The following is a 20,781-nucleotide window of genomic DNA, read 5'->3' on the forward strand; positions in this document are numbered from 1 at the left end:
ACTGCATTTTAACACTTGGCTAAATATATTGCAATTACCTAGTAATCAAATAATTATACCTTTTTTACTCTACGCTGCATATAAAAATGATTTTTTAATTTCAGATTTCAGTTTTTTTTGTGACCCTTCCTTCACAACCTTCAGTTTTTCAGAGGGTATCCTTTACTTGTAATTCTTTACAAATTCAAAAATCCTAAATCTGCGTTGTCTGTGAAAACTGTGGGACGATTAATGAAACGAAAAAGAGGATGTGCCATGGACTCATGACACATCCTCCTCTCTCTATATATAATAAGGTGTATTATAAGTTGTTCAGCAAGTCTGCCTTGCCATCGTTGATCAGCTTAATCACTAATTCTCCAAACAGCGTGTTCTGCCATGCAAACCAAGGACGGGTAAACTTTGATGCATCATCCTTGTGGAATGACTCGTGGATGAAGCCCATGCCCGCATCCGTGTTCAGCAACATCTTCATGCAGAAACGAATCTCGTCGTCGCTCTGTGCCGTGAAACACTTCATCATGATAGACATAGGCCATGGCATGTCGTATCCGATGTGAGGACCACCGATGCCCTCGCCAGCCTTGCCACGGAAGAAGCAAGGATTGTCCTCGCTCCATACAAAACGGCGGGTGTTCTGATAGATAGGGTCGTTCATCGGCACATCACCCATATAGCCCATACCCAACAGGGATGGCACATTGGAATCATCCATCAGAAGCTGATTGCCGAAACCATCTACCTCGTAGGCATAAATCTTGCCGTATTTAGGATGGTTGTAGATGGCATACTTCTGCAAGGCTCCCTGAACCTCATCGGCAAGACTGCTGCAATCCTTGGCAATCTTCAGAGCCGCTTCCTTCTTTGCCGCATCCTTCTCTGCCACATGCTTCAGAATTTCGGCAGCCTTGTTCATAGATGATACTGCCATGAAATTGGAAGGAATCAGGAATGGAAGAATCGTGGCATCATCCGATGGACGGAACATGGAGGCAATCAATCCCACTGGTTTCACCGGAGCACCGAAACCGTCCCAGCCGATGGTATCGAAGGCACGGTCGGAAACACGGGTAAAGTGATATGCCTTGGCGGTTACCTTGCGCTGCTGCTCATGGAAAGTCTTCAGAATGTTCTCTACTGCCTGCATCCATACTTCGCCAAAGATGGAGTCATCGCCTGTCACCTTCCAGTACTCATAAGCCAGGCGAATAGGGTAGCAGAAGGAGTCTATCTCATACTTGCGCTCGAATACATCCGGCTGCATCTTGGTGCGGTCTTTCACCCATCCGGCACCCGTAGGACCATCGTTGAAGGCATTGGCATAGCGGTCGATGTTGATGCATTTCAGCTGGCGCAGAATCACGCCCTTCAGCATCTTCTTCAACTTCTCGTCCTTGTTGGCGAGGGCTACGTAAGGCCAAACCTGTGCTCCCGAGTCGCGGAGCCACATAGCTGGGATGTCGCCTGTATATACAAATGTATCATCGTCACCGTTTTCTAGCACACGGTAATGGACGGTGCTCTCCAGGGTGTTAGGATAGCAGTTGGCAAACATCCAAGCCAACTTTGGGTTCTTCTTCAGCAGTTTCTGTACTTCCTTGATCTTCTTCTCCACGGCGGTGGAGGTGAAGAGGCGGTCCTCTACTGGCGGACGCTTAGATTCGTACTTGCCATCCACCGGTGTCACCACCTTGGTATAGCGTGTGTGGACATCCACCTTGGCGTTCTCCTGAGCCATCGCTGTCATGGAGGCAAGAAGAGCCATTGCTAAAATAGTCTTTCTCATTTTCTTATCTTTTGTTAGTTAGTTCATATTATGGTCGGTCGGCAGGACGTGTTCCCCACTTGGATGGCTGGCTGCCCATCTGGAGTTCCAGGGTGCCACCCTTCATGATGTCGTTATACATGATGTACGACTTGGTGTATGGCTTGCCGTTCAGCTTGGCATGCTGGATATACATGTTCTCCTTGCTGTTGTCCTTGCAGATGATGCTGAAGGTCTTGCCCTTGCCTATGTTCAGCGATGCCTTGTCGAAGATAGGACTGCCGATGATATACTTGCCGCCGGCTGGCTCTACCTGATAGAGACCTAAGGAAGAAAGAATGTACCATGCCGACATCTGACCCACGTCTTCATTGCCGCTCAATCCGTCGAAATCATCCTTATACATCTCGTCCATGGTCTGGCGCAGCAGGCGGGCTCCCTTCCAAGGCTGGCCCACATAGTTATACATGTAGAGCACCTGGTGGCTAGGCTCATTGCCGTGAGCATACTGACCGATGAGACCTGAGATGTCAGGAGATGCATTATCGCCCATGTTTCCGGTGACGATGAAGAGCGAATCGAGCTTGGTTACAAACTTCTGCTCGTTGCCGAAGAGCTTTACGAGTCCGTGAACATCATGTGGCACCAGCCAGGTGTATTGCCATGCATTTCCTTCGGTGTAGTCATCGTCACGATGTTCGGCAGAGAATGGGTCGAATGGAGTACGGAACTTGCCGTCGGAACCGATGCCGCGCATGAATCCGGTTTCCTTGTCGAAGTATTTGCTGTAAGATTTAGATCTCTTCTCGAAATATTTGGCATCTTCCTTCTTGCCTAACATGCGAGCCACCTTTGCCACGCAGGCATCAGCCAGAGCATATTCCAGACCCTTTGCCACGGTTTCCTTGGTCTTTTCCTTGTCGTAAGGCAGATAACCGTATTTCTTGAGCAGACCCAGACCACGGTCTTCGCGCAGAGCCGATTGCTTCAGTGCCTCGTAAGCGCCTTCCTTATCCTTTACATAGCCCTTCAATACCATGTCGGCAAGCACAGGAATGCCTGGGTTGCCCACCATGCAGTTGGTTTCGTTACCCATCAGATGCCATACTGGCAACTGGCCCTGCTGGCGATAGATGTTGATGAAGGTGCTTGCCATATCTGGCAGCATATCGGTGTGAATCATCGTCATCAGCGGATGAGCCGCACGATAGGTATCCCAGAGTGAGAGGGTGGTGTAGTTGGTAAAGTTGCCGTCATGCACCTTGCCGTCGGCACCACGATACTGTCCGTTGATATCTGAGAACACGGATGGAGCGGTCATGCTGTGATACATCGCAGTGTAGAAGATGCGGCGGGATACGGAGTCGTTGGTCTCGATGTTCACCTTAGCCAATTCCTTGTTCCATGCTTCGTCAGCGTCAGCCACCACCTGTCGGAAATCCCAGCCTGGAATCTCCTTCTGCAAATTCTGTTTGGCGTTCTCGGCGCTTACAGCCGACATGCCCGTCTTGACCAGCAATGGTTTGGTAACATCTGCTGCAGTAATCAACCATCTTCCGGTTCCCAATGGCTTCACGGTGACAGGCTGTGAGAATTCAGCGAAGAAGAATGCCTTCTGGTCGTTTGCCCAACCCTTGGAGAAGCGATGACCTGCCATAGTGGTAGATGTAATCTTGTCTACGTTGTACTCCTTTGCCGCATCCCATCCGATGCCCTGCTTCAGGTCGAGCACCAGCTGTGCCTGCTGTGCATCTGCACCGAAGGTGTAGCGCTGGAATCCGGCACGTTGGGTGGCAGTGAGCTCTACCCATACGTTAGGCTGCTGCAGTTTTACGGCATAATAGCCCGGGCGCACATTCTCGTTGGCATGACTGAAGAGGATTTCCTTCTGGTTGGCATCGGTTACAGGCAGGAATGCCACGTCGCCCAGGTCACCGATACCGGTACCGCTGAGGTGTTGGTGACCGAAACCGATGAGTACGGAGTCTGAGTGATGATAACCGGAACACCAGTCCCAGCCACGGGATGGTTCGGTAGGACCCAGCTGTACATATCCGAACGGAACGTTAGCTCCGAGGAATACGTGACCGTGACCACCCGTTCCGATTCTAGGGTTGACAAACTGTGTGAGATTGCTTGATTTTGCCTGTTGAGCAAAGGATGCCTGTGTGAAGCCACCAGCTATCACGCAAGTCATCATGAATAGGTTTATAAGTTTCTTTCTCATATTGTTATAGTAACATCTACGGAATAATTGAATAAATTAGGTTATTTGTAATAAAACTAATAATACTGCAAAGATACGAAAAAAATGGGAAAAACGGCACAATCCTATATATTTTTTAACTAAACTTTCATCGTATTGATATGGATTGCAGTATGATGTTTGTCCCTACGCCCTGCCCTTTCAGAGCGTAGGGATTTCTGTTGAATTAATGCTTTTATCTTATTTTTCTCTCTTTGTGTTATTCTGTAATGATTGGCGTGATTTACGCTTTCAAAATAAAAGATTAAATAGGTAGTTATGTGTAAAAATGTAATTGAGTTTCTTTTCTTAAGACAAAAGGTAACGAAAATCTTTTGTATATTGTCAAAAAGTAGTAATTTTGCACCCGAAACTTAGCAAAATGATATTGAAAGCGAGTTTCTGATAAGAATTAGAGTTATAAATAACCGTAAAAGAAAGGAAAAGATATTATGTGTGGAATCGTATCTATCTTCAATATTCAGGAGCAAACTCCTGAATTGCGACAGCAAGCGCTTCGTATGAGCCAGAAGATCCGTCATCGCGGACCAGACTGGAGCGGCATCTATTGTGGTGGTTCTGCTATCCTGGCACATGAGCGTCTGAGCATTGTTGACCCGGAAAGTGGTCGCCAACCTTTGTTTGCACCAGACAAAAAACAGGTGCTTGCCGTAAACGGTGAGATTTATAATCATCAGAATATCCGTGCCCGTTTTGCTGGCAAATACCAGTATCAGACCGGTTCCGACTGCGAGGTGATTCTTTCTCTCTATCGTGAGATGCGAGCAGATTCCGACTTTGATACCTTAATATATAAAGGTGAGGATGCGCTCCACGCCCGTATCTCCAAGATGCTTGAAGAGCTGAACGGTATCTTTGCCTTCGCTCTTTACGATGCAGAGCGTGATGAGTTCCTCATCGCCCGAGACCCAATCGGTGTGATTCCTCTTTATATCGGTTATGATAAAGATGGAAAGGTGCTGGTGGCAAGTGAGTTGAAGGCATTGGAAGGTCAGTGCGACCACTATGAGCCATTCCTCCCAGGTCATTATTATTATAGCAAGAATCCTGGCATGAAGCGTTACTATACCCGCGAGTGGTTTGAGTATGCTGCCATGCAGAAAAAATATCAGATTGATGATGCCAAGAAAGCTGAAGAGCAGTTGAAGGGTGCTGAACCTCAGGAGAAAGCTGCGGTAAAGGAAATCCACGATGCACTCGAAGCTTCTGTCAAGCGCCAGTTGATGAGCGATGTACCATACGGTGTACTTCTCAGTGGTGGTCTTGATTCTTCAGTCATCTCTGCCGTAGCCGAGAAATTCTCTTCTACCCGTGTAGAGAACGGTGGCGAGACCAAGGCCTACTGGCCACGTCTGCACTCCTTCGCCGTAGGTTTGAAGGGTGCGCCTGATTTGGCAAAGGCACGACTGGTAGCCGAGCACATCGGAACCGTGCATCACGAAATCAACTACACCATCCAAGAAGGATTGGATGCCATCCGTGATGTCATCTACTTCATCGAGACCTACGATGTAACCACCGTGCGTGCCTCTACCCCGATGTATCTGCTGGCGAGAGTCATCCGCAGCATGGGTATCAAGATGGTGCTTTCGGGCGAGGGTGCCGACGAGGTGTTCGGAGGCTATCTCTACTTCCACAAGGCACCGGATGCCAAGGCTTTCCATGAGGAAACCGTACGCAAGCTCAGCAAACTCTATCTCTACGATTGCCTGAGAGCCAACAAGAGTCTGGCTGCATGGGGCATCGAGGGCCGTGTGCCTTTCCTCGACAAGGAGTTCCTGGATGTAGCGATGGGCATGAACCCGGTATTGAAGATGTGTCCGAACAAGACCATCGAGAAGAAGGTGGTTCGTGAGGCATTCGCCGATCTGCTTCCTGAAGAAGTGGCATGGCGACAGAAGGAGCAGTTCTCCGATGGAGTGGGCTATTCATGGATTGACACCCTGAAGCAGATTACCGCTTCTGCCGTAAGCGATGAGCAGATGGCGCATGCTGCCGAGCGATTCCCTATCAATCCTCCACAGAACAAGGAGGAGTATTATTATCGCTCTATATTCGCCGAGCATTTCCCAAGCGACAGTGCTGCCAAGAGCGTGCCTAGCGTTCCTAGCGTGGCATGTTCTACAGCCGAAGCCCTTGCCTGGGATGCCTCTTTCAAGAATCAGAACGACCCTAGCGGCAGAGCCGTTGTGGGAGTCCATCAAGAAGCTTATAAGAAGTAAAGTGAATTATCAGGAAGATTTATTCGAGATTATTTTTTAAAGTCAAGAATTAGAGAATTAGAGAATTTTTTCTCAGTCTTGAAATTCTCATTGTTATCATCATGAGAAGCAAGAATGAAAATTCTCTAATTCTTGATAAAAAGAATAGTCTTGATAAAATGAGTATTAAGTTATAGAAATAACCGATATAAAACGAACAAGAAATGGAAAAAGGATTGTACAGTTCTGCCTATGAGCACGATGCGTGTGGCGTAGGTATGGTGGTGAATATCCACGGTAACAAGAGTCATGAGCTGGTCGATAATGCCTTGAAGGTACTCGAAAACATGCGCCATCGTGGTGCCGAGGGTGCCGATAACAAGACGGGTGACGGTGCCGGTATCATGCTCCAGATTCCACATGAGTTTATTCTTCTTCAGGGTATCCCTGTGCCTGAGAAGGGAAAATACGGAACGGGTCTCGTCTTCTTGCCTAAGGACGAGAAGAAACAGCAGGATATCCTCTCTATCATGATCGAGGAAATTGAGCGCGAGGGATTGCAGCTGATGCACCTGCGCAATGTGCCTACCAACCCAGACTGTCTGGGTGAGGCTGCATTGAGCAACGAACCTGCCATCAAACAGGTGTTCATCACGGGTGTTACCGATGATAAGGTGCCTGTCTTCGAGCGCACCCTCTATCTCATCCGTAAGCGTATCGAGAAACGAATCAGCGATCCTGATTTCTATATCTGTTCGTTGTCTAATTCGAACATCGTATATAAGGGTATGTTGAGCAGCCTCCAGCTGCGTCAGTACTATCCTGACTTGACCAATAATTATTTTACAAGCGGTTTGGCATTGGTTCACTCCCGCTTCTCTACCAACACCTTCCCAACATGGAGTCTGGCTCAGCCATTCCGTCTCCTTGCACACAATGGTGAGATCAACACCATCCGTGGTAACCGTGCCTGGATGAAGGCTCGTGAGAGTGTGTTGGGCAGTGAGGCTTTGGGCGATATCCGTGAGATTTCTCCTATCGTTCAGCCTGATATGAGTGATTCGGCAAGTCTCGACAATGTATTCGAGTTCTTCGTAATGAGCGGTCTGTCATTGCCTCATGCCATGGCTGTGATGGTGCCAGAGAGTTTCAACGACAAGAACCCTATCTCTGAGGATCTGAAGGCATTCTATGAGTACCACTCTATCCTGATGGAGCCATGGGATGGTCCTGCCGCCCTGCTCTTCAGCGATGGCCGTTATGCCGGTGGTATGCTCGATAGAAATGGTCTGCGCCCTGCACGCTATACCATCACCAAGAACGATATGATGGTTGTGGCTTCTGAGGTGGGCGTGATGGATTTCGACCCAACCGAGATTGCCGAGAAGGGCCGTCTGCAGCCTGGTAAGATTCTCCTGATTGATACCCAGGAAGGCAAGATTTACTATGATGGCGAAATCAAGGAGCGCCTGGCTGAGCAGCATCCTTACCGCCAGTGGCTGAATACCAACCGTATTGAACTGGAAAAGCTGCGCAGCGGACGTAAGGTGGAAAATGGTGTGGAAAACCTTACTCGCAAGGAATTGGAGTTTGGCTTTGGCGAGGAAGACATCGATGGTACCATCATCCCGATGGCTACTAAGGGTCAGGAGCCTACTGCATCCATGGGTAATGATACTCCGCTTGCCGTGCTTTCAGACCAGCCACAGATTTTCTTCAACTACTTCCGTCAGCAGTTTGCTCAGGTTACCAACCCTGCTATCGACTCTATCCGTGAGAACCTCGTGATGAGTCTTACCGAGTATATCGGTAGAGTAGGTTCCGGCATTCTGAACCCAGACGAGAGCAACTGCAAGATGGTTCGTCTGCCACATCCTATCTTGACCAATACCCAGCTGGATATCCTTCAGAATATCCGCTACAAGGGATTCAATACGGTAAAACTCCACATGCTCTTCGAAACCGCCAAGGGCGAAGAAGGACTGCATGAGGCTCTGGATGAGCTCTGCAAGCAGGCTGCCCAGAGCGTGGATGATGGTTACAACTACATCATCTTGAGCGACCGTGGCGTGGATGAGACCCATGCCGCCATTCCATCTCTGCTCGCCGTGAGTGCCGTACATCATTATCTGATTGATGCCGGCAAGCGTGTGCAGACTGCCCTCATCGTTGAGAGCGGTGAGATTCGTGAGGTAATGCATGCAGCCCTGTTGTTGGGTTACGGTGCATCAGCCCTCTGTCCATACCTGACATACGCCATCCTCGACGACCTGGTAAAGAAGGGAAAGATTCAGGAGGATTACCATACAGCCGAGCAGAACTACATCAAGGCTGTGAAGAAGGGCTTGTTCAAGATTATGGCTAAGATGGGTATCTCTACCATCCGAAGCTATCGTGGTGCCAAAATCTTCGAGAGCATCGGCTTGAGCGAGAGTCTGCTGAAGAGCTACTTCGGAACAGAAGTGAGCACCATCGGCGGTATCGGACTCGAGACCATCGCCCGTGATGCCATCCGCCTGCACGACAAGGCATTCGAGACCAAGAAGCTCGACTTCCTGCCAAGTATGGGACAGTTCCACTATCGCAAGGACGGTATCAAGCACGCTTGGAACCCAGAGACTATCGCCACCCTGCAGCTCGCAACACGCAAGGGCGATTACGATCTCTTCAAGAAATATACACATCTCGTTGACGATAAGCAGGAGCCTATCTTCATCCGCGACTTCTTCAGCTTCCGCAAGAATCCTATCTCTATAGATAAGGTGGAGCCAGTAGAGGAAATCGTGAAGCACTTCGTTACCGGTGCGATGAGTTTCGGTGCCCTCTCTAAGGAGGCTCACGAGGCAATGGCACTCGCCATGAACGCCCTGGGCGCTCGAAGCAATACCGGTGAAGGTGGTGAGGATAACGAGCGATTCCATTCTACACAGGATGGCATCAGCCTCTCCAGCAAGACCAAGCAGGTGGCTTCCGGTCGATTTGGTGTGACAACAGAATATTTGGTAAATGCAGAGGAAATCCAGATCAAGGTGGCACAGGGTGCTAAACCGGGTGAGGGTGGTCAGTTGCCTGGCTTCAAGGTCAACGAGGTCATCGCCAAGACCCGTCACTCTATCCCTGGCATCAGCCTGATTTCTCCTCCACCTCATCACGATATCTACAGTATCGAGGATTTGGCTCAGCTCATCTTCGACCTCAAGAATGTGAACCCTAAGGCGGCTATCTCCGTGAAGTTGGTAGCTGAGAGTGGTGTGGGTACCATCGCTGCCGGTGTGGCTAAGGCGAAGGCTGACCTCATCGTTATCTCTGGTGCTGAGGGTGGTACAGGTGCCAGCCCTGCATCTAGTATGCGTTTCGCAGGTATCTCTCCTGAAATTGGACTTTCTGAAACCCAGCAGACTCTTGTGAAGAATGGTCTTCGTGGTCAGGTTCGTCTGCAGGTAGATGGTCAGTTGAAGAGCGGTCGTGACATCATCCTGATGGCTTTGCTCGGTGCTGAGGAATTCAGTTTCGGTACGGCAGCCCTCATCGTTTTGGGTTGTGTCATGATGCGTAAGTGTAATCTGAATACCTGTCCTATGGGTGTTGCTACACAGGATCCTAAGCTCCGTGCGCACTTCCGTGGCAGCTACAAGTACCTCATCAACTACTTCCGCTTCCTCGCCGAGGAGGTTCGTGAGTATCTAGCTGAGATGGGTTATACCTCATTGAACGATATCATCGGTCATACCGAGCTTATCGTCCGCAAGAAGGATGAGGAGATTGTTCCTACCGAGGGTGCTGATGCCGTAGAGCCAGAGGTGGCCAAGAGCATCGAGGAGAAGGCAGACTTGCTCGATTTCTCTCGCTTGCTGCATCGTGAGACAAGTCATTGCTCACTCTATCATACTACTGAGCAGATTCATGACCTCGACAATGTACTCGACCAGCAGATTATCCGTGGTGCACAGCGTGCCATCGAGAACCAGGAAGAAGTGAACCTCGACTTCGCCATCAAGAATACTGACCGTGCTGCCGGTGCGATGCTGAGCGGTATGATTGCCGAGAAATATGGTGAGGCTGGTCTTCCTGACAAGACCGTAAACGTGAAGTTCAAGGGTTCTGCAGGTCAGAGCTTCGGTGCCTTCCTGGTCAAGGGAGTGGATTTCAAACTCGAGGGTGAGACCAATGACTATTTTGCCAAGGGACTTTCAGGAGGTCGTATTTCCATCCTTCCTCCTATCCGCAGCAACTTCTCTGCCGAGGATAATATCATCGCCGGTAACACCGGTCTGTATGGTGCCACAAGTGGTGAGTTGTATATCAATGGTAAGGTAGGCGAGCGCTTTGGTGTTCGTAACTCCGGTGCCATCGCCGTGATTGAGGGTGCTGGTGACCACTGCTGCGAGTATATGACGGGCGGTAGAGTAGTAGTTCTCGGTGAAACCGGCCGTAACTTCGCCGCTGGTATGAGTGGTGGTGTTGCCTACGTATGGGATAAGAACCACAACTTCGATTACTTCTGTAACATGGATATGGTGGAGATCAACCTCGTGGAGGATAGCACCTATCGCAAGGAGTTGCACGAGCTGATCCGTCAGCATTATCTCTACACCGGCAGTAAGCTCGCCCGAACCATGCTCGATGACTGGAACCACTACGTAGAGGATTTCATCCAGGTAGTGCCAATCGAGTACAAGCGAGTTCTCCAGGAGGAGCAGGTAAAGAAGTTGCAGCAGAAGATTGCGGATATGCAGCGAGACTATTAATAAAAGGTAAAAAGGTAAAAGGGTAAAAAGGTAAAAAGAACCTTATCCCCTTTCCTTTGCCTTAAGTCCGGTAAAATGCGAGTAACAAATAAATTAATAATAAAGGTAACATAAGGTTTAAGTAAATAGCAACAAGCAGCAAGCAAGAATGTTCTTTTTACCTTTTTACCTTTTTACCCTTTTACTTTTAAAAAGATGGGAAATCCAAAAGCATTTTTGACTATACCTCGCAAGGAAGCAGGTTATAGACCAATTCACGATAGAATCCTCGACTTCAGCGAGGTAGAACAGACATTGAATAGCAACGACCGCCGACAGCAGGCTTCCCGTTGCATGGATTGTGGCGTGCCTTTCTGCCACTGGGCTTGTCCGCTGGGCAACAAGGCACCGGAGTGGAACGATGCCCTCTACAAGGGCGACTGGGAGTTGGCTTACCGTCTCCTCAATTCCACCAACGACTTCCCAGAGTTCACAGGACGCATCTGTCCTGCACTCTGTGAGAAGGCTTGTATCCTGAATCTCATGGATCATGAGCCAACCACTAACCGTGAGGATGAGTGCGCCCTCGTGGAGCACGCCTTCTCTGAGGATTATGTGCATGTTGAGATTCCTGAGCGTAATGGCAAGACGGTGGCTGTCATCGGTGCCGGTCCTGCGGGACTGGTAGCTGCCAACCAGTTGAACCATAAGGGATATAAGGTAACTGTATTTGAGGCACGTGAGAACGCAGGTGGCTTGTTGCGTTATGGTATTCCTAACTTCAAGCTCAACAAAAGCATCATCGACCGCCGTCTCCGTCTTCTCAAAGAGGAGGGAATTGAATTCAAGTATAACCAGCAGATTGATGTTACCAAGTTGCCAGAAGGCTTCGATGCCTATGTGGTATCTACCGGTACGCCGACAGCCCGCGACCTGAAGATTCCTGGACGAGAGCTGAAGGGTGTTTATTTCGCCCTCGAACTGCTTTCTCAACAGAACCGTATCCTTGCTGGTATGGAGTTCTCTAAGGATGAGCTGGTTAACTGCAAGGGCAAGGATGTATTGGTAATCGGTGGTGGTGATACGGGTTCCGACTGTATCGGTACCGCTCATCGCCAGGGTTGCAAGAGTGTAACCCAGATCGAGATTATGCCTAAGCCGGTAGAGGGTCCTGAGGATCCTAAGAATCCTTGGCCAAACTGGCCTCGCACCCTGAAGACCACCTCCAGTCATGAGGAAGGCTGTACCCGTCGCTGGAACATCAACTCTCTGGAGTTCCAGGGAAAGAACGGAAAGCTGACAGGTGTGAAGGTTCAGCCTATCGACTGGAAGCCAAACCCAGAGGGTGGTCGTCCGTTGATGGTAGAGGCTGGTGAGCCGGAGATTATCAAGGCAGAGGCTGTATTCCTGGCAATGGGCTTCCTGAAACCTCAGCAGCCAGAGTTTGCTGAGAATGTCTTCGTGGCAGGTGATGCAGCCAGCGGTGCCTCTTTGGTAGTACGTGCCATGGCAAGCGGCAGAAAGATTGCTGCCCAGGTTGACAAGTTCTTAAACAAGTAATTTCCGGATATTCACGAAGTAAGCTTCATTGGCAAACGCAAGTATTTGCAATGATCATCGTAAGTACTTGCATTGAGATGAATCAAATAAATCGGTTATTTATAACTATAAGTAGGGGAGACGGACCTTGTGATGAGGTTTGCCTCCCTTTTTCTCGTCCTCCCTTTTCCTCGTTTCCCTTTCTTCGTCCTCCTTTCCTCGTCCTCCTTTCCCCCCTTTCGCCCCCGTTCCAGGAGATTCCATCGCCTGTCCCCCCGAGCATAAATCGTTCAAAAAGGAGTATTTTCCGATAAAACTATAGCTCTGTAGCCTTCTTGATTTGGTAGTCTCAAATAAAAAGTGTAATTTTGCACCCAATAATTCGACTAATAATAATTAAACTAAGAAGATCAAGAAATGAAGAAGAAATTATCAATCGTTCTCTTGGCGTTGGCTGCCTTCATGCCAATGACCGCTCAGAATCTTGTAAAGGGAGATTATGGCTATCTCTACTGTCACATGAGTGATAAGGGTGAATGGACAGCCTATGCTGTTTCTCGTGATGGCTACAACTATCAGGATATCAACGAGGGTAAACCTATCTTCGACCCAGAGGAGCATGCCCGTATCGAAGGCGGTACCCGCGATGCTTACATCACCCGTACCCATGACGGCAAAGGCTATATTATGGTTACTACTGATATGTGCGTTCGTAAGAGCCACAAATGGGACAATTATGGCATTGACCTCCTGAAGAGTAAGGACCTGATTCATTGGACCAGCGTTACCTTCGATTATCGTAAGGGTATGCAGAACTTCTGCGATGCTGCCACTGCTCAGTCTCCTTATAAAGACTGGAGTACTATCAACCGTGTCTGGGCACCTCAGATTTTTTGGGATTCTGATTATCGCTGGGAAAATGGTGAGAAGGGTGGATACATGATTTACTATTCTATGCTCAACCGTGCAGAGGAAAAGTACGACCGCATGTACTACAGCTATGCTGATAAGACTTTCACCAAGATTACCACTCCAAAGTTGCTCTTCGACTGGGGATATGCTACCATCGATGCTGATATCAACTATCTCAAGAGCGATGGTCTCTTCCACATGCTTATCAAGAAAGAGGGAGGAAAGCCGGGTATTTATACCGCTACAAGCAAGTATTTGAATCATGGTTGGGGTGAGCCTGTAGAGAATGATTATGTCAGCTTCGAGGGCCGCAAGAAATGCGAGGGCAGCTCTGCCTTCCAGTTGATGGGTGATGATACCTGGCGAGTGGCTTATATCCAGTATAGCGACAACCCTAAGCACTATCGCATCTGTAAGGCTGATAAGTATCTCCGCAATTTCTCTGACCCTGTGGATATCAAGGGTGTAACAGGTCCTCAGCATGGTAGTTTTATGCGAATTACCAAGAAGGAATATCTGAATCTGCTGAAATGGGATAAGAAATTGAAAGAGCAGAAGTAAAAGAATATTAAGATATTTTTCATATCATCAATAAAAAACGCTAGAGTTTACGATTGTGAAACTCTAGCGTTTTTATGCTTTTATTGATATGATTCTTTATTTTAAAAACTGATTCTGCGGCTTAATCTCAATTCTAATACAGGATAAACCTTGAATCCTTTGAAGAACTTCACGTAGTCGCCTACCTTGCCCGGAATATTGTATACATCCTTTGCAAGGTTGACTCCTGGTTCAATCGTTTCGTTCTTGATAGCTTCCGTATAGTCCTCATTAGGTGAGAAAGTGACCTTGTGGATATCATTGGTTGTGATTCTTGGTGTGCCTCCCCAGAATAAAATACCGGCATCAAAAGAGATGTGGTAGATGTCATTGTCCCTGAAGAGTCGTCCACCGTAACCAAAGCCAAGATAGGGCTTGAAACTGTTTACACGGATGGTAGCTGAAACATTGTTGTTGGCATCTGGCTCCAGGCGGAAGATCGAGCCGTCTGTACGATTTCCCAAGCGAACACCCATTCTTCCGTAGCTCATAAACTTGTCGTACAATTCCTTACCTGCATAGAGATACTGGTCACCAATGTTCATGTAAGGAATGAAATTCTCGTAGGATGACTTCACGCGCTCATAGAGGTTGTTGTACATGCTTACTGCTACTAGCGAGGTACCATCATAGATGGCATTCTCTGCCTTGGCTATTTTGGATGGTCCCCAATAGAAACCTGCTGTAATGTGCCAGTTCCTGTCAAGGAAAGGATGAACGTCCACCAACAGTTTGAAGTTGTTCATGGTGGGTGTTCCTACCATGTCGATATCGCTGTCAACTCTGGTTCCTGTATATTCTTCCAGCATATTCGCCAGGTTGTTGAACTTTGCGGTTTCTTCTTCCTGAGATAACTTTTCATCACCCACTTGTACGCCAAAGTTCATGGTGACATGTGTGCGGGGCATCCAGGAATAACCGGTACGCAGGGTGACCATATCATTCACAGGTACAGCCACGTCGAAACCTATACCTGTTGTACCTGTAGTGATGGAGGCGTCTATGTTCTTGATCCATTTCTCTGCAGTTTGCTCCTTGCCAAGGTTCTCTGCGTTCTGCGCCATTGTCGTGAGAGATGGCAGCAATCCTACTGCCAAAGCTATCGAATATTTCTTCATAACTTATTGATTACATTAAATGAGGGTGCAAAGTTATGCAACAAGCCCCAAAGTGGCAAGTATTTGGGGCTTTTTTGTTTCTTAAAGGGCTATTTTCTTGCCATTGACGATATATATTCCTTTTGGAAGGTCATCGATGGACTCTGCATTCTTCTTTACCAGTACTCCTGTCAACGAATAAACGGTGTATGTCGTCTTGCCAGGAGTGGTGCTGATGGTAGTGATTCCAGTAGCATATTCTGCTTCAGTCAGCAGGTTAAACTCCTTAGGGGCACTGTTTGATACAGGAAGATACCAGCTGTTGGCTGGAATTGCCAATGTGGTGAGATTATCTCCATTGGCATCTTCTTCTTTCCGCATGACGGTAGGGAGTTTATTGGTAGCTGCTGTTAACGACAACTTGCCTTCTGAATTGATATTCAGGGTGCGCATTTTTGTTGCGTCAAACTTGACAGAGTTAAATTTGCTACTCCATGGGTTGCCTACGCAGAAGTATACTCCTTTCAGCTTGTTGTCTTTAGGAGTTGCAGTCGAGCTGACAACAGGAGTGATTTGATTCTTGCTGATATCGGTAGAGGTGCATTCGATGATTATAGGAGTCTCGGCTGGAATAGTTCCTGTTAACTCTTGATAGGCTGCATTGCCCTTACCTTCATCAAACTTTGTGATGTAATAAGCCTTCATTCCCTGACTTAGGGTGTAGGCGAAACCGGTAAAGAGGGCTGCGTAATGCTTGTTGCCTACAGTTACGGTTGGTTTTACTCCCAGATAGTTGTCACTGTTGTTGATCGGAGTAACAATCCAGTTACTCTGTTTACCATTGGTAACTACCCAACTTTTGTCTTTAGAACTTTCTTTATCAGCCAACAATGCTTTTTGCCCCTTGAGTTCTTGCCAGGCTGTGTAATATTTACCTCTTGGGGTGATATAGATGTAGTAGTTTATCAATTCTTTGATGCTTGTACCTTGCGCTCCGATGTTGTAGCTTTCACCTCCTTTAGAATCCAGATAGAAGATACTTCCCGGGTCGCAGGAAATCTCATCCCAAAGAGCGTTGGTAAGCAAAGCGCTGCAGTCAGCGCTGGTACTTTGGTAATCGATACCTTTACTATCATTATCACTCAGTGACATCCATCTGGCTGAACTTGCATTTTTTATTCTGTAGAAACCGCTACCTGTAATCTGAGCTTGGGTGCTAAACATTACAGAACTGGCAAGCAGAAACATGTATATTCTCTTTTTCATTCTTGTTAGCTTTCTTGAAATTAGAAAATAACCGATCTCCATTGCTTACATGATAAGTATGAAGACCGGTTATAATTATTGCTTATTAATGATTATCTGATGGCTAATTACTTAGCAATACAGATTGTTACACGGTTCATGGCATTCTTTTCGAATGGCTGAACGCGTGAACCCATAGACTTCTTGATCATGCGGTTCTTAGCAACACCCTTAGCTGCAAGTGTGTTGTAAACAGTCTGAGCACGGCGAGCAGCAATCTTATCGTTGATTGCTGCGCTACCTGTTCCCTTGTCTGCATAACCTGTCAAAGTAATCTTTGCGTCTGGGTTCTCCTGCATGTAAGTAACAATCTCAGAAATCTTGTTTCTCTGAGACTTTGCGATGGTAGAGTTGCCGATTGTGAAGAAAATATCACGACGGAAGTTCTCTTCTGCAACCTCCTTAACCTCTTCCTTAACAGGAGCAACAACTGGCTTCTCGATGATGCGCTCGATAATCTTCTCTACTGGCTTTGGAGCAGGAACTACCTTAGTAGTATAGGTCTTGCCGAGAGCAATCTTAGCACCTACCAATGCGTTGAAATACCAGTCTGGGTTACCAGCCTTCTTTGAGTTGAAACGGTCGCTCAATGTGTTGGCTGAAAGTTCAACACCAATCTTTACTTTTTCGCTTACGCGGAAATCTACGTTAGCACCCAAACGTGCAGCGAAATGAGCTTTTGAACCATCCCAGAGATACTCCAATGGAGCATGTACGCCAACTGATGTAGCGTAGCTGACAGTCTTGTTAGCAAGGATAGCCTTCTGAGCGTCTGCTGCCTCGTCGTTACCCCAAGCGATGTTGGCACCGATACCTCCGAATACACCGAAATCTATTACTCGGTTAGGGTCGAAACCACAGAAGAGGTTAGAAAGGTTGAATGTAGCGTCAACCATAGGAGCTACATAGTTCCACTTCCACTTGTAGGTAGTGTTCTGAACCTTCTGACCAGCCTTGCTCTGCCATGTGTTGAGAGAAAGACGGGCACCTACAACCTTGTTGAAGTTGTAACCTAAACCAAGCTGAGCATTTGGTGACAACAATTTATCGAAAGAAATCTCACCCAAAGTGTACTGACCACCAACCTGTGCCTGTACATACCAGTGTGGATTGAAGACATTTACAGTCTTATCAGCTTCCTGGGCTGATGCACTGATGCAACCCATAGCTACTACACCTGACAGTAATATATTCTTGATTTTCATAATCTTTTCTTATTAATTTAATTGCCTATTATCGAATGTTTTATTACTTAACTGTAACGTAGAAGTTCTTCTCTACTACCTTACCAGAGTAATCGATAGCCTTGTAAACGATGGTATAGTTACCTGCCTTAGAAGCATTGAATACTACCTTCTGGATCTGACCGTTGAAAGCAGACTTTGTTGCCTTACCGTTTACCAGAATCTCAGCACCAGCCTCCTTAACGTACAACTGCTTCTTGTAAGCAGGAGCCAAAAGTTCAGCAGTGTAAGAAGTAGCAACCAATGGAGTTGCACCAACACCTACGAAACTTGTTGCGAAGTGACTACCTGTGCTGACGAAGTTCCATGAACCATTATCAGCCTTGAACATGATGGCTGGCTGCAAGTACTTGTTGACGTTCTTGATAACACCCTCTACCTTCTTGATCAAGTTGTTTACCGTAGCAACATTCTGGTCATACTTACCTGCTAATGTGTTAGCCCAATCGAGAGCTGTCTTCACAGGACCCAATGTTGTTGACAAGTTTTTGTTGAGGTCTGCGATAAGATCCTTCATGGTATCATCCTTCACCTTGATCTGATAGATGTATGTATCCAAAGTTGTGCTGCCAGATGCGCTACCAGCCTCACCGTTAACTTCAATTGAGATGTCCTTGCTAACTTTTTCCCAGCTTACGATATAAGCGTTCTTGATGGTGTTAAGCTTCTTGCCGTCAGAAATCTGGATGATGTCGAGATCTGTGCCATTAGCAACAATCTTTACACCAGGTACAGCTACTACTGTAGCAACCTCGATTGTCTTACCTGTTGATGGGTCGATAATGTTATTGAAGTCAAGACCACTGATACCTTTCAGCTTCTCTGACAAATTAGTTGGCAACATGAAACGGTCGAGGCTGAGGTTGTCGAGCTTGCTGTTGTTTGCCAAGAAATCTAAACTCAATGGCTTAACAGCAAATGCAGCCAGTTTGATCTCAGATGTAACAACCTTCTCTACTTCATTGCCATTCTGATCCTTCTGCTTCCAAGAAGCCTGGACACCGTATGCTGTCAACTGGTTGTTGAGGTTGCTATACAAAGCAGAAGCAAGACCAGAGAGGTTCAAGCTTGTTGACTTAGGATCCTGCAACTTAGCAAGTACATTCTTTGCAGCTTCCTTCAACTGACCCTTGTTCATATCCAAACCGTCGTTCTGAGGATCTGTGCACTCAACAGGGATTGCATAGAAGCCATTAGCAGATGTAGCACGGGTGATACCATACTTCAGCACCTTGTCTGTAACAACTGGTGCGCCCAACTTGAAGCCTGGAGCGTCGTTGCCCTGACTGTCAACCAATCTGAATGTGATATTAGATGGGTCTACGTTTGCTGGGTTGATATTGATGTAGATGTTGCCTGCGTCAGACTTGATAAGCTTGCCGCCTTTTACCTCAAAATCCTCATCACCTAAAGCTGGAACGCCCCAGTATGCAGAAAGGATATTAGCCTGTGAACCCAGGAATGCGGCATTCTCGTAACCTGTAACAGGGCAATCTGTTGCCTGGATTACGATGCCTGAAACGTTGTTATTCAAGATAGCATAGATAGCATCAAGCTGTTCACTCATGGTCTTCAACTGACCATTGATAATTTTTATGGCATCATTCAAAGTGTTGATGTCGCCCTCACCAGCCAATTTGCCATAGAGCTTTTCGTTGAGTTCATCAAGCTTTTTCTGCAACTCATCAACCTCTTTAGATTTAGTCTTGAGCTCAGCGATATCCTGAATAGACTGGTTCAACTTTGCAAGTTCAGTAGGAAGCTGACCGTTAATTTTGTTAACTGCTTCCTCCAATGCTGTAGCTCTATCTCCAAGCGCACCAATTGATTCATTAAGTTGTGTGTTGAGTTTTTGGAACTTCTCAGTCCAAGTTCCGTTCAAGTTCTCGATAGCAGCCTTATTTGCAGCAACCTGTGCTTCAAGTGCATCAATCTTGTCCTTGTTGGTTGCAACATCGCTCTTCAGGTCGTCGATGTTTGCCTGCAACTGCTGGTTTGCCAACTTCAAAGCGTCAAGCTGCTTTGCAACTGCATCTGCAATAGAAATGCTAGCGTTATAAGCATTGTCGCTTTCGTGGTCTGTACAAGACACAAAAGTGCTAGCTCCACCCATCAAGAGGGCAGAGAAGAGCAAAATACTAGTTAATTGTCTTTTCATTTTTTATTAAAAATTTAATTAAACTTATGTTGTCTAACTCTAAATATGTCGTTCATGACCCTCTTATACAATAGCATTTAGTTGCTTTGTTGTTTTAGGTCACGCTTTGACATTACATTCTTAGCTCGTTATTTTTTCTTATTAAATTGTATATATACCGCTGCAAAGTTATAGTTTTTTTCAATTGGAAAGATTTTCAAGCACTTAATTGCGGAAAATGTGCTATTTTTTATATTTTTTAAGCATTCAAGCCGCCCATGTCTGCTATTTTATGGCGAGTTGCCTGTTAATTAGGTAAAATTATGTTTTAGAATAGTTGATTTAGTTCAATTCGTATCCTGGCATCATTTAAATCAATTTGTCTATATACCTATTATAAAAATATACGTGTTAAAGTATAGGTGTATAATGAAGTTATTCTTGGTGGCTTCATTCCCCTTTTCAAATACGGTGTGTACAAGCACATGTTTTGCGTAATATAAAAAGAGGTGTAATACGGATAAGGAATGTTTTAAGTGTTTACGAGTGTTAAAACATATATGTTTATCGAACTTTTTTGTCGAAGAATTTGGTGGAATGGAAAATAGTTAGTACTTTTGCACTCGCTTTTGAGAAATCAAGCATTACTCGAAGCAATATAAAGAAAGAGTTCTTTGAAAGATTTTACATAAACAGACAAGTAGTACAAGAAGCGGTTAACTTCTTAGAAATAAGAAAGTTGACTGGGTAAAAAGAAACGAACCGTCAAGCAATTGACAAGTCAGGTTTACTAAGCTTCAATAAACGAAAAGGATATTCGTCCTAAGTACAGACAACAAACACCGATTGCTTCAGCAATGAGGCAAGAAGTAAAAAAGATATTTTACAATGGAGAGTTTGATCCTGGCTCAGGATGAACGCTAGCTACAGGCTTAACACATGCAAGTCGAGGGGAAACGACATCGAAAGCTTGCTTTTGATGGGCGTC

At 46.6% G+C, this 20,781-nt stretch carries 10 protein-coding genes; 4 read left to right on the forward strand and 6 right to left on the reverse strand.

All coding sequences use genetic code 11. From position 1 onward, the window contains the following. Window positions 1-301: 301 nt before the first annotated feature. Window positions 302-1,786, reverse strand: a complete 1,485-nt coding sequence (locus ACTQ53_RS11465; protein ID WP_441933083.1) for a glycoside hydrolase family 125 protein — start codon at window positions 1,784-1,786, stop codon at window positions 302-304. Window positions 1,787-1,814: 28 nt separating this feature from the next. Further along, window positions 1,815-3,992, reverse strand: coding sequence for a GH92 family glycosyl hydrolase (locus ACTQ53_RS11470; protein ID WP_295345992.1), 2,178 nt, complete (start codon window positions 3,990-3,992; stop codon window positions 1,815-1,817). 470 nt (window positions 3,993-4,462) lie between these two features. Between ACTQ53_RS11470 and asnB the strand changes: the two genes are divergently transcribed. The 4 genes from asnB to ACTQ53_RS11490 all read left to right on the forward strand — a co-directional run bounded on the left by asnB (window position 4,463) and on the right by ACTQ53_RS11490 (window position 13,971). Beyond that, complete coding sequence (gene asnB / locus ACTQ53_RS11475; RefSeq protein WP_441933084.1) at window positions 4,463-6,253, forward strand: asparagine synthase B; 1,791 nt, start codon at window positions 4,463-4,465, stop codon at window positions 6,251-6,253. Between the two features lie 203 nt (window positions 6,254-6,456). Further along, window positions 6,457-10,980, forward strand: a complete 4,524-nt coding sequence (gene gltB / locus ACTQ53_RS11480) for a glutamate synthase large subunit (RefSeq protein WP_441933085.1) — start codon at window positions 6,457-6,459, stop codon at window positions 10,978-10,980. 195 nt (window positions 10,981-11,175) lie between these two features. Beyond that, window positions 11,176-12,519, forward strand: coding sequence for a glutamate synthase subunit beta (locus tag ACTQ53_RS11485; RefSeq protein WP_441933086.1), 1,344 nt, complete (start codon window positions 11,176-11,178; stop codon window positions 12,517-12,519). Window positions 12,520-12,915: 396 nt separating this feature from the next. Continuing rightward, on the forward strand, window positions 12,916-13,971 hold the full coding sequence (locus ACTQ53_RS11490; protein ID WP_441933087.1) for a glycoside hydrolase family 43 protein: 1,056 nt from the start codon (window positions 12,916-12,918) through the stop codon (window positions 13,969-13,971). A gap of 101 nt (window positions 13,972-14,072) precedes the next feature. Here ACTQ53_RS11490 and ACTQ53_RS11495 read toward each other — a convergent pair whose 3' ends face one another. The 4 genes from ACTQ53_RS11495 to ACTQ53_RS11510 all read right to left on the reverse strand — a co-directional run bounded on the left by ACTQ53_RS11495 (window position 14,073) and on the right by ACTQ53_RS11510 (window position 19,814). Further along, complete coding sequence (locus tag ACTQ53_RS11495) at window positions 14,073-15,128, reverse strand: hypothetical protein (protein WP_441933088.1); 1,056 nt, start codon at window positions 15,126-15,128, stop codon at window positions 14,073-14,075. An 81-nt stretch (window positions 15,129-15,209) separates the two neighbouring features. After that, on the reverse strand, window positions 15,210-16,373 hold the full coding sequence (locus ACTQ53_RS11500; RefSeq protein WP_441933089.1) for a T9SS type A sorting domain-containing protein: 1,164 nt from the start codon (window positions 16,371-16,373) through the stop codon (window positions 15,210-15,212). 107 nt (window positions 16,374-16,480) lie between these two features. Beyond that, window positions 16,481-17,617: an OmpA family protein gene (locus ACTQ53_RS11505; RefSeq protein ID WP_441933090.1), complete on the reverse strand. Its 1,137-nt coding sequence runs from the start codon at window positions 17,615-17,617 to the stop codon at window positions 16,481-16,483. A gap of 43 nt (window positions 17,618-17,660) precedes the next feature. Further along, entirely contained in the window at window positions 17,661-19,814 is a 2,154-nt protein-coding gene (locus ACTQ53_RS11510) for a hypothetical protein (RefSeq protein ID WP_441933091.1), read from the reverse strand. Between the last annotated feature and the right edge of the window lie 967 nt (window positions 19,815-20,781).

It is taken from the genome of Prevotella sp. Sow4_E9_plate (genome assembly GCF_052116205.1).
Taxonomy (GTDB): Bacteria; Bacteroidota; Bacteroidia; order Bacteroidales; family Bacteroidaceae; genus Prevotella.

What these genes read in the sequence shown, in the direction of transcription:
- ACTQ53_RS11465 (WP_441933083.1), bottom strand. Translation starts at nt 1,786, where the DNA reads ATGAGAAAGACTATTTTAGCAATGGCTCTTCTTGCCTCCATGACAGCG.
- ACTQ53_RS11470 (WP_295345992.1), bottom strand. Translation starts at nt 3,992, where the DNA reads ATGAGAAAGAAACTTATAAACCTATTCATGATGACTTGCGTGATAGCT.
- asnB (WP_441933084.1), top strand. Translation starts at nt 4,463, where the DNA reads ATGTGTGGAATCGTATCTATCTTCAATATTCAGGAGCAAACTCCTGAA.
- gltB (WP_441933085.1), top strand. Translation starts at nt 6,457, where the DNA reads ATGGAAAAAGGATTGTACAGTTCTGCCTATGAGCACGATGCGTGTGGC.
- ACTQ53_RS11485 (WP_441933086.1), top strand. Translation starts at nt 11,176, where the DNA reads ATGGGAAATCCAAAAGCATTTTTGACTATACCTCGCAAGGAAGCAGGT.
- ACTQ53_RS11490 (WP_441933087.1), top strand. Translation starts at nt 12,916, where the DNA reads ATGAAGAAGAAATTATCAATCGTTCTCTTGGCGTTGGCTGCCTTCATG.
- ACTQ53_RS11495 (WP_441933088.1), bottom strand. Translation starts at nt 15,128, where the DNA reads ATGAAGAAATATTCGATAGCTTTGGCAGTAGGATTGCTGCCATCTCTC.
- ACTQ53_RS11500 (WP_441933089.1), bottom strand. Translation starts at nt 16,373, where the DNA reads ATGAAAAAGAGAATATACATGTTTCTGCTTGCCAGTTCTGTAATGTTT.
- ACTQ53_RS11505 (WP_441933090.1), bottom strand. Translation starts at nt 17,617, where the DNA reads ATGAAAATCAAGAATATATTACTGTCAGGTGTAGTAGCTATGGGTTGC.
- ACTQ53_RS11510 (WP_441933091.1), bottom strand. Translation starts at nt 19,814, where the DNA reads ATGAAAAGACAATTAACTAGTATTTTGCTCTTCTCTGCCCTCTTGATG.